We start from the raw sequence: 26,648 nt of genomic DNA, 5'->3' as shown, positions 1-26,648 counted from the left end.
CCCGCTCCTCTGAGCGGGGGCTTTTGCATGCAGCGGTTGGCACCCTTCATGCGAAGTCGCCGAGCGCAGGCAGTTCCGTGAAGATTAGCGCTCGATGGCCAGAGCCACGCCCTGCCCGCCGCCGATGCACAGCGTCGCCAGGCCCTTCTTGGCGTCGCGGGCGATCATCTCGTGCACCAGGGTCACCAGGATCCGGCAGCCGGAGGCGCCGATCGGGTGGCCCAGCGCGATGGCGCCGCCATTGACGTTGATCTTCGAGGCGTCCCAGCCGAGCTCCTTGTTGACCGACAGCGCCTGGGCGGCGAAGGCCTCGTTGGCCTCGATCAGATCCAGGTCGTCGAGGCTCCAGCCGGCCTTGTCGAGGCAGCGGCGGGTGGCCGGGGCCGGGCCGATGCCCATGATCGCCGGGTCGACGCCGGCATTGGAGTAGGCCTTGATGCGCGCCAGCGGCGTGAGGCCCAGGGCCTTGGCCTTCTCGGCGGAGCACAGCATCACCACGGCGGCGCCGTCGTTGATCGAGGAGGCGTTGCCGGCCGTCACGGTGCCGTCCTTCTTGAACGCCGGGCGCATGCCGCCGAGCTTGTCGGCAGTCGTCTCGCGGGGATTCTCGTCGGTGTCGAAGACCACCGGGTCACCCTTGCGCTGGGGGATCTCCACCGGGACGATCTGGCCCTTGAACTTGCCTTCGCGGATGGCGGCGGCGGCCTTCTGCTGGGACGCGGCGGCGAACTCGTCCATGGCCTCGCGGGTGATGCCGTACTTCTCGGCCAGGTTCTCGGCGGTGATGCCCATGTGGAAGTCGTTGAAGGCGTCCCACAGGCCGTCATGGACCATGGAGTCGATGGCCTTCCAGTCGCCCATGCGCTGGCCATTGCGCGAGTTGGGCAGCACGTGGGGGGACAGCGACATGTTCTCCTGGCCGCCGGCCAGGATGACCTCGGCGTCGCCGAGCATGATCGCCTGGGCGCCCAGGTGCAGCGCCTTGAGGCCGGAGCCGCAGACCTTGTTGATGGTCATCGCCGGCACGGCATCGGGCAGCCCGCCCTTGATGGCGGCCTGGCGAGCCGGGTTCTGGCCGGCGCCGGCGGTCAGCACCTGGCCCAGCAGCACCTCGTCGACCTGGTCGGCGGCGACGCCGGTGCCGGCGAGGATGTCCTTGATGACATGTGCCCCCAGGTCGCTGGCGGGAATGCCGGCCAGGGAGCCGCCGAAGGCACCCACGGCGGTACGACGGGCGGCAACGATCACCACTTCTTGCATGAGGCTTACTCCTGAAGTTCGCGGACGAGCGTCCGCTCAGCATAGGGGACTTTTGTGCGCTGCGGCAATCCCCGCTGACGGAAATGGAACGGAACTTCAGTATAGGCGAGCGGGCGGCGGCCGGGGCGAGGCCCCGGCGCGGGTCAGGCGAGCTGGACGGGAATGGCGTTGCTGGTATGGCTGACGACGTTGCCTTCCTGCAGGTAGACCAGCGAGGGCTCGTGGTCGTCGAGCTCGGCCTCGGTGTACTGGGCGTAGCTGCAGATGATCACCCGCTGGCCCTCGGTGGCCAGATGGGCGGCGGCGCCGTTGACCGAGATCACCCTCGAGCCTTCCTCGGCGCGGATGGCGTAGGTGGTGAAGCGCTGGCCGTTCTCGACGTTGTAGATCTGGATCTGCTCGTTGTCGCGGATGCCGGACATGTCCAGCAGCTCGCCGTCGATGGCGCAGGACCCCTCGTAGTTCAGCACGGCGTGGGTGACGCGGGCCATGTGCAGCTTGGCCTTGAGCATGGTGGTCAGCATGGCGGGAAAACTCCTCTCGTGGCGGTGGCCGGGCCCTCAGCGGGGGAGGGTCAGCGACAGGTTGTCGATCAGTCGGGTCGGGCCCAGACGCGCCGCGGCGAGCAGCACGGCGTCGCGCGTGTCCTCGCCGACCGGGCCCAGGTCGGCGGCGCGCAGCTCCAGATAGTCGGGCATGAAGCCCGCCTCGCGCAGGCGCGCCAGGCCGCGCGCCAGGCAGTCGTCGACCGGCTCGCCGGCCGCCAGGGCCTCGCGCAGCTCGGTCAGGGTGCGGTGCAGGCGAGGGGCCAGGGCGCGCTGTTCTTCGCTCAGGTAGCCGTTGCGTGACGACAGCGCCAGGCCGTCCTCGGCACGCTCGATCGGCACGCCGACGATCTCGATCGGCAGGTGCAGGTCGGCCACCAGGCGGCGGATCACCGCCAGCTGCTGGTAGTCCTTCTCGCCGAAGCAGGCGAGGTCCGGCTGCACCAGGTGGAACAGCATGGTGACCACGGTCGCCACGCCGTCGAAGTGGCCGGGGCGGTCGCCGCCGCACAGGCCTTCCGAGACCTCGGGCACGCTGACCCGGGTCTGGGCGTCGAGGCCGCGGGGGTAGACGGTGGCCTCGTCGGGGGCGAACAGCAGGTCGCAGTCGGCCGCCTCGAGCCGGGCCTGGTCGTCGGCCAGGGTACGCGGATAGGCGTCGAGGTCCTCGTTCGGCCCGAACTGCATCGGATTGACGAAGATGCTCGCCACCACCACGTCGGCGCGCCGGCGGGCCTCGGCGACCAGCGCCAGGTGGCCGGCATGCAGGTTGCCCATGGTCGGCACCAGGCCGATGCTGCGCCCGGCCCGGCGATGCGTCGCCAGCGCCTCGCGCAGCGCGGCGATATCGTGCAGGGTGCGCATCAGAAACAGTGCTCCTCGGCGGGGAAGCGCCGCGCCTTGACGTCCTCGTGGTAGCGGCGGAAGGCGCCCTGGATGTCGTCGGCCTCCGCCATGAAGTTCTTCACGAAGCGCGGAGTGCGACCGGCGGTGACGCCCAGCACGTCGTGCATCACGAGTATCTGGCCGTCGGTATCGGGGCCGGCGCCGATGCCGATCACCGGCACCTCCAGGGCCTCGGCCACGGCACGACCGAGGCTCGCCGGCACGCACTCGAGCAGGATCACCGAGGCGCCGGCCTCGACCAGGGTGCGGGCATCCTCGAGGATGCGGCTGGCCTGATCGGCGTCGCGGCCCTGCACCTTGTAGCCGCCCATCTGGTAGACGGTCTGGGGCGTCAGTCCCAGGTGGGCGCAGACCGGCACGCCACGGCGCGTCAGCTCGCGAACGCCGTCGGCCATCCAGGCCTCGCCCTCCACCTTGACCAGCTCGGCCCCGGCGCGCATCAGCGCCCCGGCGTCTTCCAGCAGGCGTTCGGTGCTGGCGTTGCTCATGAAGGGCAGGTCGACCATCAGCAGGCTCGCGCCCTTGCCGCGGGCCACGCAGCGAGTGTGGTAGCAGATCTCGTCCAGGGTCACCGGCAGGGTGCTGGCGTGGCCCTGCAGGACCATGCCCAGGGAATCGCCCACCAGCAGCACCTCGACGCCGGCCTCGCTGGCGGCGCGAGCGAAGGTGGCATCGTAGGCGGTCAGGCAGCTGAAGGTCTCACCGGCGCGCTTGACGGCCTTCAGCGTGCTCAGGGTGACGGTTTTCATGGCGTGCTCTCGTGTCGTTAGCGGGTCGGTATCGTCGGGCCGACCTCTCGTATAACCCGCAATTGTTACCCGAACCCGGCGAGGGTGTCGATAGGTAACACTGTGGTGTCACCCTCGGGGCGCGGGTAACACCCGCCGCAGGCCGGCTGGATCCTGGGCCGCGGCCAGGGAGGCGACGCTCCGGCCGTCGGGGAGCTCGAGCCCGGGGGCGAGCTCGGCCAGTGGCACCAGCACGAAGGCGCGTCGGACCATCTCCGGATGGGGCAGCGTCAGGCGCGGGGTCGCCAGGCGGCGATCGTCGAACAGCAGCAGGTCGAGATCCAGGGTGCGCGGCCCCCAATGGCGAGCGCGCACCCGGCCGTGGTGCTGCTCCAGGGCCTGCAGCTGGTCGAGCAGGGCCAGGGGTGACAGCCGGGTCGCCAGCTCGGCCACGGCGTTGACGAAATCGGGCTGGTCGGCCGGCCCCACCGGACGGCTGGCGTAGCATGACGAGGCCCGATGGCGGCGGGTCAGCGGCAGCGCATCGAGTTCCTCGAGGGCGCGTGCCACATGCTCGTGGGGCCCATCGAGGTTGCTGCCCAGCCCGATCCAGGCGCGGTGCGGCCGGCTCATGAATCGTCGGAGGGCTTGCGGCGACGCCGGCGGCGCCGGCGCTTGTTGCGGGGCGCGGCGGTGCCGGCCGGGTCGGCGCCCACCTTGCCCAGCAGGCGGCGCTGCTCGTGCTCGTCGGCGTCCTGGAAGGCGGTCCACCAGTCGCCGAGGCCGGGGGCCAGCTCACCGGCGGCCTCGCGAACCAGCAGGAAGTCGTAGGCGGCGCGGAAGCGCGGATGTTCCCGGGTCTGGAAGACCCGCTTGCCGCGGCGCAGCGGCAGGCGCTGCTGCAGGTCCCAGATGTCGCGCATCGGCAGGCTGAAGCGCTTGGGAATGGCCACGTGCTGCAGCTGGCGCGCGATGACCTGTTGGGAGGCGGCCTGCAGCGCCGGGATGGGCGGCATGCCGTCGGCCTCTAGCCGTTGCTGGCGCTGCTGGACCGGCCCCCACAGCAGGGCGGCGAACAGGAAGGCCGGCGTCACCGGGCGTTCCTCGTGGATGCGCCGGTCGGTGCTGGCCAGGGCGCGCTCGATGACCGCCTCCGCCCAGGGCAGTTCCTCCATGGCCTCGTCGGCCTCGGGGAACAGCATGGCGAACAGGCCGTAGTCGCGCAGCAGGCGGAAGGTCTCGACGCCATGGCCGCTCATGAACAGCTTGAGCACCTCGTCGAACAGCCGTGCCGGTGGCACCTGTAGCAGCAGCGGGGCCAGCTCGGCGATCGGCGCCTCGGTGGCCGGGGCGATGTCGAAGTCGAGCTTGGCGGCGAAGCGCACCGCGCGCAGCATGCGCACCGGATCCTCGCGGTAGCGGGTCGCCGGGTCGCCGATCAGGCGCAGGGTGCGCGCCTCGATATCGCGGACGCCGTCGGCGAAGTCATGGATCGAGAAGTCGGCGATGCTGTAGTAGAGGGCATTGATCGTGAAGTCGCGGCGGATGGCGTCCTCCTCGATGTTGCCCCAGACGTTGTCGCGCAGCAGCATGCCGTCGTCGGACTGCTGGGCGATATGGTCGGCGTGGTCGTCGCCCGGCTTGCCGCGGAAGGTGGTGACCTCGATCACCTCGCGGCCGAAGCGCACGTGGACGATGCGGAAGCGCCGCCCGACGATGCGCGAGTTGCGGAACAGCTCGCGGACCCGCTCCGGGGTGGCATCGGTGGCCACGTCGAAGTCCTTGGGCATGCGGCCGAGCAGGGAGTCACGAATGCAGCCCCCGACCAGAAAGGCCTCGTGGCCGGCGTTGTGCAGCCGGTAGAGCACCTTGAGGGCGGCATCGCTGAAGTGCTGGCGCGAGACCGGGTGCTCCTGGCGGGGGATGACGCGCGGCTCGGGGCGGGCGGCCGACGCGTCCTGGGGACCGAACAGCGACCGGAGGTGCTCGCCCGGGCTCTGCAGAAAGCGGGTAAAACCTTTGATCATGCGGCGTTGTCGACTCGCGGGGGTTCGAAAGGCGTTGAGTGTAGCGAACACCCGACACCTTGCAAAGCTTGGGGCCTTCTGGCAAGCCGGCCCGAAAGTAGAAGGGGGAGGCCAGTGGCCTCCCCCGTCAAGCAGGATGCAGCATCCCTGCTGCTGATTCTTCTTCGTGATGGCGCATCGCCTTGAATACGCACCACAGTCACCAAGGAATTCAGGCAAGCAATGTTGTTGTCTTTGTCGATGTTTCCTGAAGGCGACCGCCTCGTATTCAAAACAATAATCCAACCACGACGGCAAGTGATTGCCTCCCCCCGACGTGTTGTCGTTGTTGACGGGGGTGCACCTCTGACGGCCCTTGTTGTTGTTGGCGGCCGGTGTGGTGCGTCGCGTCCTGATTCCGGACTTCGAGCGTCTTGTTGTTGTTGCCTCGAAGCACTCGCGCCCGTTGCCGCTGTTGGACTTGTTGTCGGCATGGCGCTCAGTGTCTGTGGCCCGGCGTCTTGTTGTTGTTGTCGGGTCGGGCCTGTCACCGCTCGCGAGCCTTGTTGTTGTTGTTGGCCGCGGGTGGCATCCGGCGTTGTTTTTCTTGGCCTGAATGTAGCAGAGGCTGTGCCATTTTCATGAAAAATCTTTTTAAACAGTGTGTTGTGGCTAACATCTGGCCGGGCGTCGCAGGAGGATGGAGGGAGTGTTACCCCACATGCCCTCCCTTGGGGCAGTGGTTGTGTGGGAAGGTAACAAATGGTGCGTGAGTGCCTTCCGGAGCCTCGAAAAAAGCGCCCGTGGCGTCGGCCGCGGGCGCTAGTGCTTTGGTCGTAGAGAGGGTGTCGCTCAGCCGGCGCTGCGCCGTGGCCCCTTCTTGCGCGGGATGCCCAGTCGCTGCCGACGCTCCCACAGGCACTTGCGACTGATACCGAGCTTCTGGGCCAGTTCGGTCTCGCTCATCTGGTCCTGGTGCTCCAGCACGAAGTGCTGGAAATAGTCCTCCAGCGACAGGTCTTCTTCCTCCTCGTCCGTTCCCGCCTCGGCGAGCTCTCCGCGAGGGGGCTCCACGGCTTCAGGCTTGGGGGGGGCCACCGGCTGGGCCGGGGCGCTGGGTCGAGGAGCCGGTCCCAGGCCCAGGTCGTCGGGGTGGATGAGGTGGCCCTCGGCGAGGATCACGCCGCGCTCCAGGGCGTTTTCCAGCTCGCGCACGTTGCCGGGCCAGGGGAAGTCGCGAATTACCCGTCGTGCGGCCCGTGACAGCTTGAGGCCTTCGCGCTCGTGGCGACGGCAGGCCTTGTCGAGCAGGACGTCGGCGATCTCCAGGATGTCGTCCTCGCGATCGCGCAGCGGCGGCAGGTCGATCTGCATGACGTTGAGGCGATAGTAGAGGTCGAGGCGGAACTCGCCGGTCCTGGACAGGGCGCGCAGGTCGCGATGGGTGGCGGCGATCAATCGCACGTCCACGTGGCGGGTCTCCACCGAGCCGATCTTGCGGATCTCGCCCTCCTGCAGCACCCGCAGCAGGCGGGCCTGGGCGTCCAGGGGCAGCTCGCCGATCTCGTCGAGGAACAGGGTGCCGCCGTCGGCGGCCTCGACCAGCCCGGTGCGGGCGGCGCTGGCGCCGGTGAAGGCGCCCTTCTCGTGGCCGAACAGCTCCGACTCGATCAGCGTCTCGGGGATGGCCGCGCAGTTCACGCACACCAGCGGCGCGGCGGCACGCCGGCTCTGCTGGTGCAGGGCGCGGGCCACCAGCTCCTTGCCGGTGCCGGACTCGCCCTGGATCAGCACGGTGACGTCGGCCGGCGCGGTCTTGCGGATGCGGGTGTAGACCGCCTGCATGGCCGGACAGTTGCCGATCATGGTCTGGCGCTCGCCGCCCGGGGCGGTGATGTCGGGCGGCTCGCCCTGCTGCAGGGCGCGCTGGTGGAGTACCCGGGCCACGGTCTCGAGCAGCTCGTCGTGATCGAAGGGCTTGGCCACGTAGTCCACGGCGCCGAGCTTCAGCGCCTCGACCGCCGAGCGCATGCTGGCGTAGCTGGTCATGATCAGCACCGGCACCGGGGCGGCACGGGCGATCAGCTCGGTGCCCGGCGTGCCGGGCAGGCGCAGGTCGCTGATCACCAGGTCGAAGGCCTGGGGATCGCGGGCCAGTGCCTCGTCCACCGAGCCGGCCTCGCTGACCCGGTGGTCGTGGCGTTCCAGCAGGCGCTTCAGGGCGCTGCGGATGATGGCTTCGTCTTCAACGATCAGGATCCGGCTCATCGGTACTCTCAGCATCCTCTCGGTTGAGGGGCAGCCATAGCTTGATGCACGTGCCCTTGGCCCGTCCTTCGGGAGGGGACTCGATGTCGATCTGGCCGCCGTGCTCGGCGACGATGCTGTAGACCAGCGGCAGCCCCAGCCCCGTGCCTTCACCGGCCGGCTTGGTGGTGGTGAAGGGCTCGAAGAGGTGATCGCGGACCCGCTCGTCGATGCCGTGTCCCTCGTCGGTGACGGTGACCAGCAGGGCGTCGCCCCGAGGTTCGGCGTCGACGATCACGCGTCCCCCCGGCTCGCTGGCATCCCGGGCGTTGCCGAGCAGATTGATCATCACCTGCTGCAGGCGCTGGGCGTCGCCGGCCACCCGGGGCGTGGGCGGGCAGCGGTTCTCGTATTGGACATCCTCCCCCGAGCGGGCGAGGTGGATCAAGTGCAGGGCCTCGTCGGTGACCTCGGTCATCGACACCGCCTCGAAGGCCGCGCCGGTGACGTGGCGGCCGCCGTGGGCGAAGCCCACCAGCGAACCGACGATCCGCGATACCCGGTCGGTGAGTTGCTGGACCTGGTCGGCGGTCTCCAGCAGGGCCGGGTCATCGGTGTCGTAGCGCAGGTTCTGGGCCAGCGACGAGATGCCGGTGATGGGATTGCCGATCTCATGGGCCACGCCGGCCGCCAGCTGGCCGATCGAGGCCAGGCGGGCGGCATGCACCAGCTCGTCTTCCAGCCATTTCATCTCGCTGTGGTCCTCGACCAGGATGACGTTGCCGCCGGGCTCGTCCTGGTCGCCGTGCAGGGCGGCCTTGTGCAGGCTCAGGAAACGCTGGCCCCGGGACAGGTCGACCGGCTGCTTGTAGAGCTGGCTGGCCGGCTCGGCGAGGATCCGGCCCAGCAGCTCGTTCCAGGGCGGCGGCAGGGTGTCGCGGTGGGCGCCGACCACCGACTCGCCGGGGATGCCGGAGAGCTCGGCCAGGGCGTCGTTCCACATCAGCAGCTCGCCGTCCTCGCCGAAGGCGCACAGGCCGACCGGCAGCCGGGTCAGGGTACGGCGGTGATAGCGGCGCAGGCCGTCGAGCTCGCGGGCCAGGCCGGTGAAGCGCGCGCGATGGGCCTCCAGGCGGCTCTCGACGAAGTGGATGTCCTCGGTGGCGCCGGGGCCGTCCTGGCGATAGGGCAGGAAGCGATCGACGATGTCCTGGGCCACCGAGGGGCCCATCAGCCCCGAGAGGTTGGCCTGGATGCGATCGCGCAGCCGGCGCAGGGCGTAGGGGCGGCCGTCCAGCGGCGACATCTTCAGCGCCGCCAGGGCGCGCTCCACCTCGCGCTCGGCGACGTCCTCGCCCAGCGCGCGGGTCAGGTGGTGCTTGATCTCCATGCCGTTGCCGGCCACCAGCGGCAGGCGCATGGGGCGCACCACGGCATCCACCGAGCAGGCCTCGGCGGCGGCACGCTCGCCGGCCGAGGTGCGGGTGGCCAGCGAGACCAGGATGAAGCTCAGCACGTTGGCGGCCAGCGAGACCAGGGTGGTCAGGTACCAGTCCGGCTCGTCGGCCAGCACCTCCAGGCCCGGCGGCAGCAGCACCAGCCCCGGGAGGCCGCCGAGCAGCGGCGGCCACAGGCCGGCCAGCCAGATCGTCACCCCCACCGCGAGTCCGGTGACCATGCCCTTGCGGTTGGCGCCGGGCCAGTAGAGCAGGGCCAGCATGCCCGGCAGGCACTGGGCCATGCCGACGAAGGACGCCATCGCTAGGGTCGAGAGGTCGTGGTGCACGCCCACCGTGCGGTAGAACAGCCAGCCGCCGACGATCACCGCGGCGATCAGGCCGCGTCGCAGCCAGCGCAGCCAGCGATAGAGGTCGGGCTGGGCGATCGGCGGATGGGCCACCAGCACCAGGTGATTGAGGATCATCCCCGACAGCGCCAGGGAGATGATGATCATGGTGCCGCTGGCCGCGGCCAGGCCGGCGATGAAGGCCAGGGCGCCGACCCACCAGGACGACGACAGGCCGAAGGCCAGGTAGGCGGTGCCGGTGGCGGCCGGGTCGAGTCCCAGGCGCTGGGCGCCCCACAGGATCAGCGGCACCGGCAACGCCATCAGCAGCAGGAACAGCGGCAGCACCCAGCCGGCCCGCAGCAGGGTGCTGCGATTCAGCGGCTCGGCGAAGGTGATGTGGAACATGTGCGGCATCAGGAAGGCCGCGGCGAAGAACAGCATCAGCAGAGTGCGCCAGTGGGCCGGGGCCAGCGGATGCGTCTCGGCCTGGGCGAGATGGCCGGGGCCGTCGAGCCAGGCCTGCAGGTCGCCGGGGCCGTCGAAGATGCCGAACAGGGCGAAGGCGCCGAGCGCCAGCATGGCGCCGAGCTTGACCACCGACTCGAAGGCGATCGCCGCCAGCAGGCTGTCGTGCCGGGCGTTGAGGTGCGTATGGCGGGCGCCGAAGAGGATCGCGAACAGCGCGATCAGGCAGCTGAAGCCCAGTGCCAGCCACTCCCGGGAGCCGCCGCCGGTCATCAGCTGGATGGCGTTGCCCATGGTCTGCACCTGCAGCGCCAGCAGCGGCAGTACCGCCAGCAGGCTGACCAGGGTGACCAGGGTGCCGACCCAGCGCGAGCGGAAGCGGAAGGCGAACAGGTCGGCCAGCGAGGCCAGCTGATAGGTGCGCGCCATGCGCTGGATCGGCACCAGCAGCACCGGGGCCAGCAGGAAGGCCCCGGCGGCGCCCAGGTAGTAGGCCAGGTAGCCGTAGCCGCTGCGCCCGGCCTGCTCGAGGCTGCCGTGGATCGCCCAGGCGCTGGCATAGACGCCCAGCGCCAGGGTGTAGATCGCCGGATGGCGGGTCAGGCGCGTCGGCAGCCAGCCGCGCTCCACGGCCAGGGCGCACAGGAACAGCACCAGCATGTAGCCGATGCCCAGGACCAGCAGGCCGGTCAGGCTCATCGAGACAACTCCCTAACGGCGCTCATCGAGCTTGCGCTTGCGTTCCAGCCACAGGGTCAGGGCGATCAGCACGCCCCAGATCAGGAAGGGCCGGTACCAGGCGGCCCCGGGGCTGCCCCAGCCGCTCATCAGCAGCGGCGAGAGCAGGTAGCCGCCGAACACCAGGAACAGCACGATGCGATAGACGTACACGGCGGCTCCTCAGTCGGCGGTGTCGCGGGGCAGGCGGCGTTCGGCGTCGGCCACCAGCCGCTGCGGCGCCCAGTGGTCGATGGCCCAGGCGAGCTGCTCGGCCACCGGCGCCGCGGCCAGCCCGGCGGGGGGCGCCTGGTCGAGCAGGACCAGGGCGCGGTGCAGCAGCGGCCGGGCCTCGGCCTCGGTCTCCGGCAGCGCCGGGGCGAGGTTCTGCTTGGACAGCTTCTGGCCGTCGTCGCCGAGGATCAGCGGCAGGTGCAGGTAGCAGGGTTCGGGCAGCCCCAGGGCGTGCTGCAGCTGGCGCTGCCAGGGGGTGTTGTCGAGCAGGTCGGCGCCGCGCACCACCTCGTTGATGCCCTGGTCGGCGTCATCCATCACCACGGCGAGCTGATAGGCCCAGAGGCCGTCCTTGCGCCGGAGCACCACGTCGCCGAGCGCGGCCGGGTCGAACGCCTGGGGGCCGAACAGCCGATCCTCCCAGCGTATCGGGCGTAGGCCCAGGTCGCTGCGCAGCCGCCAGGCCACCGGCCTGTGCGGTTCGCGCACGCCCTCGCGGCACCAGCCGGGGTAGACGGCGTGCTCGCGCCACTGCTTGCGCGAGCAGCTGCAGGGATAGGTCAGGCCCAGGGCCTCGAGGCGTGCCAGGGCGGCGGCGTAGGCGTCGTGGCGCTCGCTCTGCCAGGCGACCGGGCCGTCCCAATGCAGCCCGAAGGCCTCCAGCTGGCGCAGGATGGTGTCGGCGGCGCCGGTCGGGCAGCGCGGCGGGTCGACGTCCTCGATGCGCAGCCCCCAGTGTCCCCGGGCGCGGCGGGCGTCCAGGTAACTGGCCAAGGCGGCGATCAGCGAACCGAAATGCAGGGGGCCCGAGGGGGTCGGGGCGAAGCGGCCACGGTAGGGACGCATGGGCGGCTCCGGGGCGAGAGGCGAACGGGCGGACGGGCACCCTCGGGCGCCCGTCGCGGAAGCGGTGCGGGTCGGGCCTCAGCCGCCCAGCTGCTTCTCCTTGAGCTCGGCGAGGGTCTTGCAGTCGACGCACAGGGTGGCGGTGGGGCGCGCCTCGAGGCGGCGGATGCCGATCTCCACGCCGCAGGCCTCGCAGAAGCCGTAGTCGTCCTCGTCGATCTTCTCGATGGTCTCGTTGATCTTCTTGAGCAGCTTGCGCTCGCGGTCGCGGGTGCGCAGCTCGAGGCTGAAGCCCTCCTCCTGGGTGGCGCGATCCGCCGGATCGGCGTAGTTGTTCGCCTCCTCCTGAAGATGTCGCACCGTGCGATCCACTTCCTCCATCAGCTCCTGCTTCCAGCCGAGCAGGATCTGGCGGAAGTGCTCGAGCTGCTTGTCGTTCATGTACTCTTCACCCGGCGCCGGTTCGTACGGGGTGAATTTCTTGGGCGCTTCCATCTTCTTTTCTGCTACTGGCATGGGACTGCCTCGTTACTTGTGTGACTGCTGATCAATACCCGATGCGCTGCTTAAGGTATCTCACGCCAAAGGGATGCTTGTTTAGCGAAAAAACGCCGCCTTTGCAACACCCCCGCCAGACCGGACTGCGCCGGCACGCCAAAAGTCGTAACATGCGACCTTTGACTATGGCAGGCCGAAAAGATGCCTGCCATGCAGTGCCGTGCAGAGGAGACGCCCATGTCCTGGAGTTCGCGACTCGACGCCGTCGCCCCCTTCCGCGTGATGGGCCTGCTGGAGGCCGCCCAGGCCCGGGAGGCCGCCGGCCACGACGTCATCCACCTGGAGGTGGGCGAGCCCGACTTCCCCACGCCCGAGCCGGTGCGGGCCGCCGGCCAGCGGGCGCTGGCCGAGGGGCGCACCCGCTACACGCCGGCCGCTGGCCTGCCGGCGCTGCGCGAGGCGATCGCCGGCCACTATGCACGCCATTTCGGCGCCGAGGTCGACCCGGCGCGGATCATCGTCACCCCCGGGGCCTCCGGCGCGCTGCTGCTGGCCAGCCAGCTGCTGGTCGAGGGTGGCGACCGGGTGTTGATGGCCGATCCTACCTACCCCTGCAACCGCCACTTCATGGCGCTGGCCGGGGCCGAGGTCGAGGCGGTGCCGGTGGGCCCGGACAGCGGCTGGCAGCTCGATGCCGAGGGCATCGCCCGCCACTGGCGCGACGACACCCGGCTGGCGATGCTCGCGACCCCCTCCAATCCCACCGGGCACATGCTCGATGCCGCCGGGCTCTCGGCGGTGGCCGACACGGTCGCCGCACGCGGCGGCCAGCTGCTGGTCGACGAGATCTACCAGGGCCTGTGCTATGACCTGGCGCCGCTGTCGGCGGCGGCGTTGGCGCCGGAGGCCTTCGTGGTCAACAGCTTCTCGAAGTACTTCGGCATGACCGGCTGGCGCCTGGGCTGGCTGCTGGCCCCGGAGGCGGCGGTGGAGCCGCTGACCCGGCTGGCCCAGAACGTCTTCCTGGCCGCCCCGACGCCGGCCCAGCATGCCGCCCTGGCGGCCTTCTCGCCCGAGTGCCGCGAGATCCTCGAGGGCCGTCGCCGGGAGCTGGCCCAGCGGCGCGACGCCCTGCTGGCGGGGCTGGCGCGGCTGGGCCTGGCCCCCGACCTGCCGCCCCAGGGGGCCTTCTACCTGTGGCTGGACGTGTCCCGCTATACCCGCGACAGCGAGGCCTTCTGCCGGGACCTGCTCGAGGAGGAGAACGTCGCCATCACCCCGGGCACCGACTTCGCCCTGGCGGGCGGCGAGCACCACGTGCGCATCGCCTTCACCACCGGCGTCGAGCGGCTGGAGGAGGCCGTGGCGCGGCTCGGGCGGTTCCTGGCGCGTCGGGAGGGCACCTGATGGCCTATCCCGAGCGGGAGCGTTGTTTGAGCAAGCCGCCGCGGCTCGGGCGATGTCTCGTTCCGGCGCGTCGGGAGGGCACCTGATGGCCTATCCCGAGCGGAAGCGTTGTTTGAGAAAGCCGCCGCGGCTCGGGCGCTGTCGCGTTCCGGCCCGCCGGGAGGGCACCTGATGGACTATCCGACACCGCTGGTGCCGGGCGTGCTGCTGCGCCGCTACAAGCGCTTCCTGGCCGACGTGCGCCTCGACGACGGCCGCGAGGTGGTCGCCCATTGCCCCAACACCGGTTCGATGCGGGCGGTCAACGTGCCGGGCTGCCGGGTGTGGCTGTCGGAGAGCGACGATCCGCGCCGCAAGCTGGCCTGGACCTGGGAGCTGATCGAGCTGCCCCAGCCGGATGGCACCACGGCGCTGGCCTCGGTGCATACCGGGCGGGCCAACCGCATCGTCGAGGAGGCGCTGGCGGCGGACAGGGTCGAGGCGCTGGCCGGCGCCGGCGCGCTGAAGCGCGAGGCCCGGGTGGAGGGCGCCCGTCGCAGTCGCGCACGACTCGACTTCCGGCTGGATGGAGACGCCGGCGCGACGACCTTTGTCGAGGTCAAGCAGGTGACCCTGCGCGAGGACGACGGCCACGGCTACTTCCCCGATGCGGTCAGCGAGCGGGGCCGCAAGCACCTGGAGACCCTGGCCGGGCTCGCCGCCGAGGGCCACCGCGCCGTGCTGCTGTTCTGCGTGGCCCATGAGGGCATCCGCGCCGTGGCCCCGGCCGCCCATCGGGATCCCGCCTATGCCGAGATGCTGCGCCGGGTCGCCGGCGAGGGCGTGGAGGTGCTGGCGCGGGCCTGCCGGTTCGAGCGCGCCGCGGGTCGGCCGGTGGGAGTCGCCCTCGGCGAGGCGCTGCCGGTCGTCCTCGGGCGGGACCTGGTGGGCTGACGGCGCCTGGCCGGCGGAGGCGGCGTCAGCGATCGAGATAAAAGCGCTGGATGAAGCCGATCTCGGCCGGCGGGCGGTTCGGATCCGGTGTCACCTCCAGGGTGAAGCGCATCGGTTCACCTTCGCGGATGCGAAAGGTGGCGATCTGCGAGATCCCGCCGCCGGCTCGCACGGTGCGAAAGGCCAGCGGCGTCGCCTGCCGACCGCCCAGGTCGCCGATGTGGCCCTCGACCCGGGCGTTCACCGGGCGGGTCGTGCCATCCTCTCGCGTCTCCAGCACGCTGACGTTGAGCATACCGAGCCCCGGGCTGCGCCGGATGCCGACGCTCGCCGCGACTTCCGGCGTGAGGAAGCCGGTGTTAAGGGCGCTGTAGTGAACCTGGAAGTCGCCGACCTGATCGTACTGCTGGGCCTGGGCCGCCGAGGCGGCCAGCAGCAGGACCGTCAGCACGCCGGCCAAACGCTGTCGCATCCTCATCCCATGGTCCCCCCGCGGAGTGCTCCCGGGACTAGCGCCGCGTGACCCGGAAGATGGCGATTTCGCCGAACAGGTTGGGCCAGCGCCGCGAGGCCCAGTTGCCCCCCCGGCCGCCGACGCCCACGGCGCGGTCGACGATGATCAGACCCTTGTCCCGGCACAGTCGTTCAAAGTCGTTGAAGGTCGACAGGTGGATGTTGGGCGTGTCGTACCAGGCGTGAGGCAGCGACTTGGAGACCGGCATGTAGCCGCGCAGGCCCAGATAGGCGCGGTGACGCCAGTAGGCGAAGTTGGGAAAGGTGATGATGCACTCGCCGGCCACCCGCAGCATCTCGTCGAGCATGCGGTCCGGGCGGCGCAGCGCTTGCAGGGCCTGGGTCATTACCACCAGGTCACAGGCGTCGTCCTCGAAGTTGGAGAGTCCCGCATCGAGGTTCTGTTCGATGACGTTGACGCCGCGGGCCAGACAGGCGGTGATGCCCTCGGGGTCGATCTCCAGGCCGTAGCCGGTGACGCCCTTGTTCGCCGCCAGGGCGGCCAGCAGGGTGCCGTCGCCGCAGCCCAGGTCGAGCACCCGGGCGCCCTGTGGCACCCAGTCATGGATCCGTTGCAGGTCGGCGCGCATCATGGGCGGTCCTCCAGTCCCTGGTCGTGGGCCACGCGGGCCATGAAGGCGGCGAAGATCGCCTGGTAGCGGGGCTCGGGCAGCAGGAAGGCATCGTGGCCGTGGGGCGAGTCGATGTTGGCGTAGCTGACCGCCTTGCCGGCGCGTACCAGGGCGTTGGCCAGCTCCTTGGAGCGCGACGGCGGGAAGCGCCAGTCGCTGGAGAAGCTGACCACTAGGAAGGGGCAGTCGGCCGGGGCCACCGCCGCCGCCAGGTCGCCGCCGTGGGCCGAGGCCGGATCGAAGTAGTCCAGCGCCTTGGTCATCAGCAGGTAGGTGTTGGCGTCGAAGGAGGTGGAGAAGGTGTCGCCCTGGTAGCGCAGGTAGGACTCCACCTGGAATTCCACGTCATAGCCGAAGTTGAAGTCCTCGCTGCGCAGGTCGCGGCCGAACTTGCTGCCCATGGCGTCTTCCGACAGGTAGGTGATGTGCCCCACCATGCGGGCGAGCTTGAGGCCGCGACGGGGCAGGGCGCCGTGCTCGGCGTAGTGGCCTCCGTGGTACTCGGGATCCGAGCGGATGGCCTGGCGGGCGACCTCGTTGAAGGCGATGTTCTGCGCCGACAGCTTGGGGGTGGCGGCGATCACCGCGGCGTGGGCGATGCGCTCCGGATAGCTCAGCGCCCACTGCAGCACCTGCATGCCGCCCAGGCTGCCGCCGACCACGGCGGCGAAGCGCGCGATGCCCAGCCGGTCGGCCAGGCGCGCCTGGCTGTGCACCCAGTCGAGCACCGTCATCATCGGGAAGTCCGGGCCCCAGGCCGTGCCGGTCTCGGGGTTCACGCTGGTCGGCCCGGTGCTGCCGTGGCAGCCGCCCAGGTTGTTCACCGAGACCACGAAGAAGCGTTCGGTGTCGATCGACTTGCCGGGGCCGATATGGGCGTCCCACCAGCCCGGCTTGCGCTCGTCCGGCGAGTGGTAGCCGGCGGCGTGATGGTGGCCGGACAGCGCATGGCAGATCAGCACGGCGTTGGTGCCCTCGGCGTTGAGGGTGCCGTAGGTCTCGTAGACGAGGTCATAGGCCGGCAGCGTCCTGCCGCAGGCCAGGTCCAGGGGGTCGTCGAAGTGCGCCGTCTGGGGCGTCACCAGGCCGACCGAATCGCGGGGCAGCTCGGTCATCTAGTGTGTCGTGTCCAGTCGTTTTCGTTGGTGTTCGGAGCGTGCCGGGAGACGCGATGCGAACGTCGCCGGACATCACCGCGAATCCCGCATCGGGGTGAGGCGTCCTCTAGAGTCCGACCAGGGCGCCGACGACGCCGGCGGCGCGGATCAGCGAGCCCACCACGATCCCATCGAGCAGGCTGATGGCGATGAACACCACGATCGGCGAGAGATCGAGCATGCCCAGCGGCGGGATCACCCGGCGCACCGGGGCCATGATCGGTTCCACCAGCTGCATGACCAGGATGGCGCCCGGATGGCTGGCGCGCGGCGCCACCCAGCTGAGGATGATCATCACGATCAGCGCGAAGAAGTAGATCTTCAGGATGGCATTGGCCAGGGCCGCCACGGCGCCGATCGCCAGGTTGTCGACCGGTGCCATGCCGTAGCCGGCGATCTGCAGGATGGCGATGATGGCCACCAGCTTGACCACCAGGCCGGCGGCCAGGGTGGCCAGGTCGAAGCGGCCCATGACCGGCCCCAGGAAGCTCTGGAAGGGGCGCACCACCGGCTGGGTGATCTTGACCACCGACTGGCTGATGGGGTTGTAGTAGTCCGCCCGGGACGCCTGCAGCAGGAAGCGCAGCATCAGCAGGAACAGGTAGATATTGATGAGGGTGTTGACCAGCAGCAGGCCGGCGTTTCCCAGTTGACTGCCCATGGGGGGCTCCTCCGTGTCGTGTGAACCAGCCCGGTCAGCGCTTGCCGAGTTCCTCGGCCATCTCGCGGGCGCGCTCGGCGCAGGCGTCCATGGCCTCGGCCATGATACGGCGCAGGCCGGCGTCCTCCAGGTGGGAGACGGCACGTTCGGTGGTGCCGCCGGGCGACATCACGTTGCGCTTGAGCTCCCCCGGGGTCTTGTCGCTGTCCATGGCCATGCGCGCCGCGCCGAAGGCGGTCTGCATGGCCAGGCGTCGGGCGGTGTCGGCGGGCAGGCCGAGCTTGGCGCCGGCCTCTTCCATGGCCTCGAACATCAGGAAGAAATAGGCCGGGGCGCTGCCGGACACCGCGGTCACGGCCTCCAGCAGCGCCTCGTCGTCGACCCACTCGACCAGCCCCACGGCCTCGAGCAGCTCGGTGGCCAGCCGGCGCTGGGTGGCATCGACCCGCAGATTGGCGTAGAGCCCGGCGGCGCCGGCGCCGACCAGCGAGGGCGTGTTGGGCATGCAGCGTACCACGGCGAGCTCGCCGCCCAGCCAGGCCTCCAGCGTCTCGGCGGGCAGCCCCGCGGCCACCGAGATGATCAGCGGCTTGCGTGCCTGGACGGCATCGCGCATCGCGGTGCAGACGTCCTGCATGATCTGCGGCTTGACCGCCAGTACCACCACGTCGGCCCGGGCCACGGCGGCGGCGTTGTCGGTGGACGTCGTGATGCCGTACCTGTCGCGCACCGGGGCGAGCATCTCGTCGCGGGGGGAAGTGGCGGTGATGGCGTCGCGGGGATAGCCGCTGTCGATCATGCCGCCGATGATGGCGCCGGCCATGTTGCCGGCGCCGATGAAGGTGACTTGGCTTGCCATGCGTTCAGTCCTGTCTGGGTCGACGTGTAGGCGCCTTCGGCGCCGTGTTGGGTCAGGCGGAGCGCTGACGCGCCCCGAAGATGGCGGTGCCGAGCCGCACCTGGGTGGCTCCCTCGGCCACGGCGGCCTCCAGGTCGCCGCTCATGCCCATCGACAGCGTGTCCAGCGGCGCCGAGGGGAAGCGCGCTCGCAGCGCCTCCAGGGCCTCGCGCAGGCGCGCGAAGGGCGCACGCTGTGCGGCCGGGTCGTCGACCGGGGCGGGGATCGCCATCAGCCCGCGCAAGCGCAGGCGGGGCATCGCCATCACCGCCTCGGCCAGCGCCGGCAGTTCGCCGAGGGCGACCCCGGACTTCGACCACTCGTCGCTGATGTTGACCTGCAGGCAGACGTTCAGCGGCGGCATCTCGTCGGGGCGTTGATCGTTGAGCCGCCGGGCGAGCTTCTCCCGGTCCAGGCTGTGCACCCAGGCGAAGTGGCCGGCCACGTCGCGGGTCTTGTTGGATTGCAGCGGCCCGATGAAGTGCCAGACGATGTCGCCGAGGTCGGCCAGCTCTGCCTGCTTGTCCAGGGCCTCCTGGAGATAGTTTTCGCCGAAGTCGCGCTGCCCCAGGCGGTGGGCTTCGCGGATCATGGCGGCGGGCTTGGTCTTGCTGACCGCCAGCAGCCGCGCCGCGTCGGGTGTGCGGCCGGCATCGGCCAGCGCCGCCGTGAGGCGACGGCGGGCGGCGGCGAGCGAGTCGGAAAGTACCAGATCCGTCATGTCGCGAGGTCTGTCATACTAAGAGCACCTTTTCCCGGGAGCAGGGGGGAACCGCATGGATATTACCGAACTGCTGGCATTCTCGGCAAAACAGAACGCCTCGGACCTCCACCTCTCGGCGGGACTGCCGCCGATGATCCGGGTCGACGGCGACATCCGGCGGCTCAACGTGCCGGCCATGGAGGATCGCGAGGTCCGCGAACTGATCTACGACATTCTCGGTGATCGCCAGCGTCGCGACTTCGAGGAGTTCCTCGAGACCGACTTTTCCTTCGAGGTGCCCGGGGTCTCGCGCTTTCGGGTCAACGTCTTCCACCAGGCACGCGGTGCCGGGGCGGTGTTTCGCACCATTCCCTCCGAGGTCTGGAGCCTGGACGACCTGGGGCTGGGGGATACGTTCCGGCGCCTGGCCATGTTGCCGCGAGGGCTGGTGCTGGTCACCGGGCCCACCGGCTCGGGCAAGAGCACGACGCTGGCGGCGATGATCGACTACATCAACGACAACCGCTTCGAGCACATCCTCACCATCGAGGACCCGGTGGAGTTCGTGCATCGCAGCAAGCGCTGCCTGATCAACCAGCGCGAGGTGCATCGCGATACCCACGGCTTCGCGCCGGCCCTGCGCAGTGCCCTGCGTGAGGACCCGGACGTCATCCTGGTCGGCGAGATGCGCGACCTGGAGACCATCCGGCTGGCGCTGACCGCCGCCGAGACCGGCCACCTGGTGTTCGGCACCCTGCACACCACCTCGGCGGCCAAGACCATCGACCGGATCATCGACGTCTTTCCCGGCGAGGAGAAGACCATGGTGCGCTCGATGCTCTCCGAGTCGCTCCAGGCGGTGATCTCCCAGACCCTGCTCAAGCGGCAGAGCGGCGGCCGGGTGGCGGCCCACGAGATCCTGCTCGCCACCTCGGCGGTGCGCAACCTGATCCGCGAGGACAAGGTGGCGCAGATCTACTCGGCGATCCAGACCGGCGGCAACCTGGGCATGCAGACCCTGGATGCGGCCCTGTCGCGGCTGGTGGCCGACAACGAGGTGGCGCGGGAAGAAGCTCAGGCCAAGGCCCGGTCCGTGCTGACCGGCTGACGATGGCATGCGGGAGGAGAAGGCAGATGACCGCAAGAGATTGGCTGTATCAGCTGCTCGATATCATGATCGACAAGGATGCCTCGGACCTGCTGGTCTCGGTCGGCGCGCCGCCGACGCTGAAGATGGCCGGCACGCTGTGTCCCCTGGGCGAGGAGGCACTGTCCGTGGCCCAGGTCGACGAGCTGGTGGCGGCGGCGACCCCGGACAGCCATCGGCAGCGCTTCGCCGACGAGCAGGAGGCCAACTTCGCGCTTAGCCTGTCGGGGCGGGGGCGCTTCCGGGTCAGCGCCTTTCGCCAGCGCAACCAGGCCGCCATGGTGATCCGCCGCATTGCCTTCGAGATCCCGCACCTGGAGGAGCTGTCGCTGCCGGCGGTGCTCGGCGAGCTGGCCAATCTCAAGCGCGGCCTGGTGTTCGTGGTCGGGGGCACCGGCACCGGCAAGTCGACGACCCTGGCGTCGATGATTCAGCAGCGCAACGAGAGCGTCGGCGGCCACATCATCAGCGTCGAGGATCCCATCGAGTACGTGCACCCTCACCGCCGCGCGATCATCAATCAGCGCGAGGTGGGCATCGACACCGAGTCGTTCGAGGTGGCGTTGAAGAACACCCTGCGCCAGGCGCCGGACGTGATCCTGATCGGCGAGATCCGCACCCGCGAGACCATGGAGCACGCCCTGACCTTCGCCGAGACCGGCCATCTGTGCCTGGCGACCCTGCACGCCAACAACGCCAACCAGGCGCTGGAGCGGATCATCCACTTCTTCCCCCACGAGCGCCACGACCAGGTATGGCTCGACCTGTCGCTCAACCTGCGGGCCATCGTCGCCCAGCAGCTGCTGCCCACGGTGGACGGCGGCCGCTGTCCGGCCATCGAGATCCTGCTGAAGTCGCCGCTGGTCGCCGACCTGATCCGCAAGGGCGAGGTCTCCGAGGTCAAGAACGTCATGGGGCGCTCACGCGACATGGGCATGCAGACCTTCGACCAGGCGCTCTACGACCTCTACAGGACGGGGCGCATCGGCGAGGAGGTGGCGCTGGTGCATGCCGACTCGGCCAATGAGCTGCGCATGATGATCAAGTATGGCGATGGAGGCGACCGGAGGCTGGCCGAGGCCAAGGAGGCGGCCAGCCATCTTTCCTTGCGCGGCGAGGACGATTACTGAGCGTTCCTTTCAAAACCCAACCGAGGGAAGTCGTGGGCTTTTCCGGCGACAAGCCCCGACGTGTCGGACCATCGCGAGGGCGCTGTGAGCCCGTCCTTGGGCGCTACCGACGCCCGGCGGCGCTCTCGCATCCTGCTCCGCTTGCAGGACCAGTGCTGGCCATCCATGGCCAGCCCGTTCGGAGCGATGCTCCTCACCCCTGGCGTAGGACCCTCGCTTCGCCTCGTCCCCGGCACCCATTGCTATCAAGTGTCGAGAAATGTTTCAGGACATTCGGCGCGGCGTCTCAGGGGGCATAGACGCCCCCCAGCACCCGGGGGCCGGCGGCGCCGGTGACCGAGGGCAGGTTGCCGGGCAGCCCCTCGAGGCGGCGCCAGGCCAGCCAGGCGAAGGCCGCGGCCTCGAGCCAGTCCGGCGGCCAGCCGACGCTCATGGCATCCTCCAGTGGCGTATCGGGCAGGCGCCGCGCCAGGCGGGCCAGCAGGTCCGGGTTATGGGCACCGCCGCCGCAGGGGATCAGGCATTCGGCGCTCGGCGCCGCATAGCGCTCCCGGGCCATGTCGATGCCCAGGGCCACGCTGGCGGCGGTGAGCTCGGCCAGGGTCGCCTGGACGTCTTCGGGGCGTTCGTGCCCGCCCAGGTGTGCCTCCAGCCAGTCGAGATGGAAGACCTCGCGCCCGGTGCTGCGCGGCGGCGGGCGATGGAAGAAGGGCTCGGCGAGCAGCCGCTCGAGCAGGCCCTCGTCCACGCGGCCCGAGGCCGCCCAGGCGCCGTCCGCGTCGTAGTCGCCGCCGCGGTGGCGGGCGTGCCAGGCATCCAGCAGGGCGTTGGCCGGCCCGCTGTCGAAGCCCAGTGGCGCCCGCTCGTCCTCCGCCGGCGGCAGCAGCGTCAGGTTGGCGAAGCCGCCGAGGTTAAGCACCAGGCGCCATTGCCCTGGGGCGCGAAACAGTGCCTGGTGGAAGGCCGGCGCCAGGGGCGCGGCCTGGCCGCCGGCGGCCAGGTCGCGGCGGCGGAAGTCGGCGACCACCGTGCAGCCGGTGAGCTCGGCCAGTCGACTGGGGTTGTCGAGCTGCAGGGTATAGGCGGGCCCGCCGTCGTGGCCCCAGGGCGCGTGCTCGATGGTCTGGCCATGGCTGCCGACCGCGGCGATGTCCGCGGCCGCCAGGCCCGTCTCGGCCAGTAGCCCGCCCACGGCCTCGGCCTGCAGGGCGCAGAAGGCGTCTTCCGCCGTGGCCAGCTCGGCGAAGCTCGCCCGCTCGGCGTGGCACAGCCGCCACAGGCCATCGCGCAGCGTCGACGGCATCGCCGCGCCATGAGTCGCGACCAGGCGCGGCGGGCTCGAGGGCGAGATGTCGACCAGGGCGGCGTCGACGCCGTCGAGACTCGTGCCGGACATCAGGCCGATGAAGTAGGGCATAAGGGCTCCCGGTAGGGCTCAACCGTTGGTGGTTGGCATGGTAACATCACCGATCATTCCCAACGTCCATCGTCGCCCCGAACGGGCCGCCCTGCCGAGTGGAGAGGAGAGCATGACCGATGTCGCCGACGCGCTAGCGTTGCTCAAGCGTGGTACCCACGAGATCCTGCTGGAAGACGAGCTGGAGAAGAAACTGGCCTCCGGCCGCCCCCTGCGCATCAAGGCGGGCTTCGACCCCACCGCCCCGGATCTGCACCTGGGGCACAGCGTGCTGCTGACCAAGATGCGCCAGTTTCAGGATCTCGGTCATACGGTCATCTTCCTGATCGGCGACTTCACCGGCCGCATCGGCGACCCCACCGGCAAGAACGTCACGCGCAAGCCGCTCACCGAGGACGAGGTCAAGGTCAACGCCGAGACCTACAAGGCCCAGGTGTTCAAGATCCTCGATCCCGAGAAGACCGAGGTGCGCTTCAATGCCGAGTGGTTCTCCGCCATGAGCGCCGCCGACATGATCGAGCTGGCCGGGCAGAGCACCGTGGCGCGCATGCTCGAGCGCGACGACTTCGAGAAGCGCTATCAGGCCGGTCAGTCGATCTCCATCCATGAGTTCCTCTACCCGCTGGTGCAGGGCTATGACTCGGTGGCCCTGGAGGCCGATGTCGAGCTGGGTGGTACCGACCAGAAGTTCAACCTGCTGATGGGGCGCGAGGTGCAGAAGCATTTCGGCCAGTCGTCCCAGGTGGTCATCACCATGCCGCTGCTGGAAGGCCTGGACGGCGTGCAGAAGATGTCCAAGTCGCTGGGCAACTATGTCGGCGTCGACGAGGCGCCGGGCACCATGTTCAACAAGCTGGTGTCGATGCCCGATAGCCTGATGTGGCGCTATTTCGAGCTGCTCTCCCTGAAGAGCAACGAGGAGCTCGAGGCGCTCAAGCGCGACATCGAGGACGGAGCCAACCCCCGCGACGTGAAGATGGAGCTGGCCCGTGAGCTGATCGCCCGCTATCACGGCGAGGAGGCCGCCGCCAACGCCCACCGCAGTGCCGGCAACCAGCTGGCCGATGGCGAGCTCCCGGAAGACCTGCCCGAGGTGGCGGTCGACTTCGAGGGCAGCGAGCAGGCGCCCATCGCGGCGGTGCTCAACCGCGCCGGGTTGACCAAGAACAGCGCCCAGGCCAAGGACATGCTCAAGAATGGTCGGGTCAAGGTCGATGGCGAAGTCGTGGAGCCGAGCACCATGTTGGATACCGGCAAGAGCTTCGTGATCCAGGCCGGCAAGAAACGCTACGCCAGGGTCTCCATCGCCTGACCGACCGCCGGGTCAGGCAGCAGTGAACGCCCGCCTCGTGCGGGCGTTCGCGTCTCCAGAGCACCCTTTTGGTTATCCACAGCCGGTCCGGGGCCGAGGCTTTGTGGATAGCTGCGGCGGGGCGATATCGCACCCTCGTCATCCCCGCGACACGATTCGGTAAAAAAGTCCTTGCGTGGTGCCGGGAGAATCCGTAAAGTACGCATCCGCTGCCGGCGACGGGCAACGTTGCAGGCGGTGATGAGTGGCGAAAGTGCTTGTTTTGCCGAGGGTTTTTCGAAGCGTTTCGAAATGGCCTGGTTGACAAGCGCAGCGGATTCGGTAGAATGCGCCCCACTCGATCGGAGGTCGGCTCGCAGAGTTGGAGCCACTGTTTCGGTCGCCCGGTTCGCTTCGAATGCAGCGAAACGCAGGGTTGACTTGAGGTGCCGATCACGTAGAATACGCCTTCCTCGCAGGGCGCCGGGCCAAGCGGCACGGCAATGCGAGATGCTCTTTAACAATCGATCAGGTAATTCATGTGGGCGCTTGTCGAGAGGTTCGGTGACCAGTCACTGAATATCAAGGCAAGCGACTCGTCAAACGAGACGTTTGAACCTTGAGCCAAGTTTGGTGCACTCAATGCACTATCAAGCTTTTAAACTGAAGAGTTTGATCATGGCTCAGATTGAACGCTGGTGGCAGGCCTAACACATGCAAGTCGAGCGGAAACGATGGAAGCTTGCTTCCAGGCGTCGAGCGGCGGACGGGTGAGTAATGCATAGGAATCTGCCCGGTAGTGGGGGATAACCTGGGGAAACCCAGGCTAATACCGCATACGTCCTACGGGAGAAAGCAGGGGATCTTCGGACCTTGCGCTATCGGATGAGCCTATGTCGGATTAGCTAGTTGGTGAGGTAATGGCTCACCAAGGCCGCGATCCGTAGCTGGTCTGAGAGGATGATCAGCCACATCGGGACTGAGACACGGCCCGAACTCCTACGGGAGGCAGCAGTGGGGAATATTGGACAATGGGCGAAAGCCTGATCCAGCCATGCCGCGTGTGTGAAGAAGGCCCTCGGGTTGTAAAGCACTTTCAGTGAGGAAGAACGCTTGTGGGTTAATACCCTGCAAGAGAGACATCACTCACAGAAGAAGCACCGGCTAACTCCGTGCCAGCAGCCGCGGTAATACGGAGGGTGCGAGCGTTAATCGGAATTACTGGGCGTAAAGCGCGCGTAGGCGGCTTGATAAGCCGGTTGTGAAAGCCCCGGGCTCAACCTGGGAACGGCATCCGGAACTGTCAGGCTAGAGTGCAGGAGAGGAAGGTAGAATTCCCGGTGTAGCGGTGAAATGCGTAGAGATCGGGAGGAATACCAGTGGCGAAGGCGGCCTTCTGGACTGACACTGACGCTGAGGTGCGAAAGCGTGGGTAGCAAACAGGATTAGATACCCTGGTAGTCCACGCCGTAAACGATGTCGACTAGCCGTTGGGGTCCTCGAGACCTTTGTGGCGCAGTTAACGCGATAAGTCGACCGCCTGGGGAGTACGGCCGCAAGGTTAAAACTCAAATGAATTGACGGGGGCCCGCACAAGCGGTGGAGCATGTGGTTTAATTCGATGCAACGCGAAGAACCTTACCTACTCTTGACATCGAGCGAACTTTCCAGAGATGGATTGGTGCCTTCGGGAACGCTCAGACAGGTGCTGCATGGCCGTCGTCAGCTCGTGTTGTGAAATGTTGGGTTAAGTCCCGTAACGAGCGCAACCCTTGTCCCTATTTGCCAGCGATTCGGTCGGGAACTCTAGGGAGACTGCCGGTGACAAACCGGAGGAAGGTGGGGACGACGTCAGGTCATCATGGCCCTTACGAGTAGGGCTACACACGTGCTACAATGGCCGGTACAGAGGGTGGCAATACCGCGAGGTGGAGCTAATCTCATAAAGCCGGTCTCAGTCCGGATCGGAGTCTGCAACTCGACTCCGTGAAGTCGGAATCGCTAGTAATCGTGAATCAGAATGTCACGGTGAATACGTTCCCGGGCCTTGTACACACCGCCCGTCACACCATGGGAGTGGACTGCACCAGAAGTGGTTAGCCTAACTTCGGAGGGCGATCACCACGGTGTGGTTCATGACTGGGGTGAAGTCGTAACAAGGTAGCCGTAGGGGAACCTGCGGCTGGATCACCTCCTTAATCGACGACGTCACCGACCCTCGGCAAGTGTCCACAATGAATTACCTGATCGGCCAGAGCAAAGACTGTTTGGGTATAGACCCAGCGTGACCAATGGGTCTGTAGCTCAGTTGGTTAGAGCGCACCCCTGATAAGGGTGAGGTCGGCAGTTCAAGTCTGCCCAGACCCACCATTCTCTCGCTCAGTTGGTTGGAGCGCACCCCAGGGTGTCAAAAAGAGAAGGGTGAGGTCGCCGGGTTTTTTCAAGTCTGCCCAGACCCACCAAAATTTGTGTAATACGTCGTTGCTTTCCAGCGCGTGTAGCAGGCTACACGTCGGCG

At 68.6% G+C, this 26,648-nt stretch carries 23 protein-coding genes, 1 tRNA gene and 1 rRNA gene; 7 read left to right on the top strand and 18 right to left on the bottom strand.

Annotated features, from left to right (window positions below; translation table 11 throughout):
* Window positions 1-84 precede the first annotated feature (84 nt).
* The 11 genes from ACXAFN_RS06715 to dksA form a co-directional block, all read right to left on the bottom strand.
* Window positions 85-1,260 carry an acetyl-CoA C-acetyltransferase gene (locus ACXAFN_RS06715; protein ID WP_474987281.1) on the bottom strand — a complete coding sequence of 392 codons (1,176 nt, stop codon included), beginning with the start codon at window positions 1,258-1,260 and terminating at the stop codon, window positions 85-87.
* A gap of 143 nt (window positions 1,261-1,403) precedes the next feature.
* Window positions 1,404-1,784 carry an aspartate 1-decarboxylase gene (panD, locus tag ACXAFN_RS06710; protein ID WP_474987280.1) on the bottom strand — a complete coding sequence of 127 codons (381 nt, stop codon included), beginning with the start codon at window positions 1,782-1,784 and terminating at the stop codon, window positions 1,404-1,406.
* Window positions 1,785-1,820: 36 nt separating this feature from the next.
* Window positions 1,821-2,669, bottom strand: a complete 849-nt coding sequence (gene panC, locus ACXAFN_RS06705; RefSeq protein WP_474987279.1) for a pantoate--beta-alanine ligase — start codon at window positions 2,667-2,669, stop codon at window positions 1,821-1,823.
* Window positions 2,669-3,460, bottom strand: coding sequence for a 3-methyl-2-oxobutanoate hydroxymethyltransferase (gene panB / locus ACXAFN_RS06700; protein ID WP_474987278.1), 792 nt, complete (start codon window positions 3,458-3,460; stop codon window positions 2,669-2,671). The genes panC and panB overlap by 1 nt, the downstream gene beginning before the upstream one ends.
* A 108-nt stretch (window positions 3,461-3,568) precedes the next feature.
* Window positions 3,569-4,072 (bottom strand): 2-amino-4-hydroxy-6-hydroxymethyldihydropteridine diphosphokinase, encoded by a 504-nt coding sequence (gene folK, locus ACXAFN_RS06695; protein WP_474987277.1) that lies wholly within the window; start codon window positions 4,070-4,072, stop codon window positions 3,569-3,571.
* Window positions 4,069-5,466, bottom strand: coding sequence for a polynucleotide adenylyltransferase PcnB (gene pcnB, locus ACXAFN_RS06690; protein WP_474987276.1), 1,398 nt, complete (start codon window positions 5,464-5,466; stop codon window positions 4,069-4,071). Before pcnB ends, folK begins: the two co-directional genes overlap by 4 nt.
* A gap of 831 nt (window positions 5,467-6,297) precedes the next feature.
* Window positions 6,298-7,713 carry a sigma-54-dependent transcriptional regulator gene (locus ACXAFN_RS06685; RefSeq protein WP_474987274.1) on the bottom strand — a complete coding sequence of 472 codons (1,416 nt, stop codon included), beginning with the start codon at window positions 7,711-7,713 and terminating at the stop codon, window positions 6,298-6,300.
* Window positions 7,691-10,645 carry an ATP-binding protein gene (locus ACXAFN_RS06680; RefSeq protein WP_474987273.1) on the bottom strand — a complete coding sequence of 985 codons (2,955 nt, stop codon included), beginning with the start codon at window positions 10,643-10,645 and terminating at the stop codon, window positions 7,691-7,693. The genes ACXAFN_RS06685 and ACXAFN_RS06680 overlap by 23 nt, the downstream gene beginning before the upstream one ends.
* A gap of 12 nt (window positions 10,646-10,657) precedes the next feature.
* On the bottom strand, window positions 10,658-10,837 hold the full coding sequence (locus tag ACXAFN_RS06675) for a hypothetical protein (protein ID WP_183388860.1): 180 nt from the start codon (window positions 10,835-10,837) through the stop codon (window positions 10,658-10,660).
* Window positions 10,838-10,846: 9 nt separating this feature from the next.
* Complete coding sequence (gene gluQRS, locus ACXAFN_RS06670) at window positions 10,847-11,743, bottom strand: tRNA glutamyl-Q(34) synthetase GluQRS (RefSeq protein ID WP_474987271.1); 897 nt, start codon at window positions 11,741-11,743, stop codon at window positions 10,847-10,849.
* A 78-nt stretch (window positions 11,744-11,821) separates the two neighbouring features.
* Window positions 11,822-12,259, bottom strand: coding sequence for an RNA polymerase-binding protein DksA (gene dksA, locus ACXAFN_RS06665; RefSeq protein ID WP_183388858.1), 438 nt, complete (start codon window positions 12,257-12,259; stop codon window positions 11,822-11,824).
* Between the two features lie 219 nt (window positions 12,260-12,478).
* On the opposite strand from dksA, the gene ACXAFN_RS06660 reads away from it, so the two are divergent.
* A complete protein-coding gene (locus ACXAFN_RS06660; RefSeq protein ID WP_474987269.1) occupies window positions 12,479-13,648 on the top strand; it encodes an aminotransferase class I/II-fold pyridoxal phosphate-dependent enzyme in 1,170 nt (389 codons plus the stop codon).
* Window positions 13,649-13,819: 171 nt separating this feature from the next.
* Entirely contained in the window at window positions 13,820-14,581 is a 762-nt protein-coding gene (gene sfsA, locus ACXAFN_RS06655; RefSeq protein ID WP_474987267.1) for a DNA/RNA nuclease SfsA, read from the top strand.
* A 25-nt stretch (window positions 14,582-14,606) separates the two neighbouring features.
* Here sfsA and ACXAFN_RS06650 read toward each other — a convergent pair whose 3' ends face one another.
* The 6 genes from ACXAFN_RS06650 to ACXAFN_RS06625 form a co-directional block, all read right to left on the bottom strand.
* Window positions 14,607-15,053 (bottom strand): DUF4426 domain-containing protein, encoded by a 447-nt coding sequence (locus ACXAFN_RS06650; RefSeq protein WP_474987266.1) that lies wholly within the window; start codon window positions 15,051-15,053, stop codon window positions 14,607-14,609.
* Between the two features lie 37 nt (window positions 15,054-15,090).
* Window positions 15,091-15,684 (bottom strand): methionine biosynthesis protein MetW, encoded by a 594-nt coding sequence (gene metW / locus ACXAFN_RS06645; protein ID WP_474987485.1) that lies wholly within the window; start codon window positions 15,682-15,684, stop codon window positions 15,091-15,093.
* Window positions 15,684-16,841 (bottom strand): homoserine O-succinyltransferase MetX, encoded by a 1,158-nt coding sequence (metX, locus tag ACXAFN_RS06640; protein WP_474987264.1) that lies wholly within the window; start codon window positions 16,839-16,841, stop codon window positions 15,684-15,686. The genes metW and metX overlap by 1 nt, the downstream gene beginning before the upstream one ends.
* A 109-nt stretch (window positions 16,842-16,950) precedes the next feature.
* Entirely contained in the window at window positions 16,951-17,544 is a 594-nt protein-coding gene (locus tag ACXAFN_RS06635) for a YggT family protein (protein WP_474987262.1), read from the bottom strand.
* Window positions 17,545-17,578: 34 nt separating this feature from the next.
* The gene (gene proC / locus ACXAFN_RS06630; RefSeq protein ID WP_474987261.1) at window positions 17,579-18,403 is read right to left on the bottom strand and encodes a pyrroline-5-carboxylate reductase; all 825 of its coding nucleotides are present in this window, start codon (window positions 18,401-18,403) and stop codon (window positions 17,579-17,581) included.
* 52 nt (window positions 18,404-18,455) lie between these two features.
* On the bottom strand, window positions 18,456-19,163 hold the full coding sequence (locus tag ACXAFN_RS06625; RefSeq protein ID WP_474987259.1) for a YggS family pyridoxal phosphate-dependent enzyme: 708 nt from the start codon (window positions 19,161-19,163) through the stop codon (window positions 18,456-18,458).
* Between the two features lie 55 nt (window positions 19,164-19,218).
* Between ACXAFN_RS06625 and ACXAFN_RS06620 the strand changes: the two genes are divergently transcribed.
* Complete coding sequence (locus tag ACXAFN_RS06620; RefSeq protein WP_474987257.1) at window positions 19,219-20,253, top strand: type IV pilus twitching motility protein PilT; 1,035 nt, start codon at window positions 19,219-19,221, stop codon at window positions 20,251-20,253.
* Between the two features lie 26 nt (window positions 20,254-20,279).
* Window positions 20,280-21,422 carry a PilT/PilU family type 4a pilus ATPase gene (locus ACXAFN_RS06615; RefSeq protein WP_474987255.1) on the top strand — a complete coding sequence of 381 codons (1,143 nt, stop codon included), beginning with the start codon at window positions 20,280-20,282 and terminating at the stop codon, window positions 21,420-21,422.
* 286 nt (window positions 21,423-21,708) lie between these two features.
* Here the strand turns inward: ACXAFN_RS06615 and ACXAFN_RS06610 are convergent, their stop codons facing one another.
* Window positions 21,709-22,839 carry an anhydro-N-acetylmuramic acid kinase gene (locus ACXAFN_RS06610; RefSeq protein WP_474987253.1) on the bottom strand — a complete coding sequence of 377 codons (1,131 nt, stop codon included), beginning with the start codon at window positions 22,837-22,839 and terminating at the stop codon, window positions 21,709-21,711.
* A 112-nt stretch (window positions 22,840-22,951) separates the two neighbouring features.
* On the opposite strand from ACXAFN_RS06610, the gene tyrS reads away from it, so the two are divergent.
* The 3 genes from tyrS to ACXAFN_RS06595 all read left to right on the top strand — a co-directional run bounded on the left by tyrS (window position 22,952) and on the right by ACXAFN_RS06595 (window position 26,500).
* Window positions 22,952-24,151, top strand: a complete 1,200-nt coding sequence (tyrS, locus tag ACXAFN_RS06605; RefSeq protein ID WP_474987483.1) for a tyrosine--tRNA ligase — start codon at window positions 22,952-22,954, stop codon at window positions 24,149-24,151.
* 639 nt (window positions 24,152-24,790) lie between these two features.
* Window positions 24,791-26,328: ribosomal RNA gene (locus tag ACXAFN_RS06600) — 16S ribosomal RNA — on the top strand.
* A 95-nt stretch (window positions 26,329-26,423) separates the two neighbouring features.
* A tRNA-Ile gene (locus ACXAFN_RS06595) sits at window positions 26,424-26,500 on the top strand.
* Window positions 26,501-26,648: the final 148 nt, after the last annotated feature.

This window comes from Halomonas sp. ABH4_019 (genome assembly GCF_056159885.1).
This window is presented reverse-complemented; position numbering and strand designations above follow the sequence as displayed.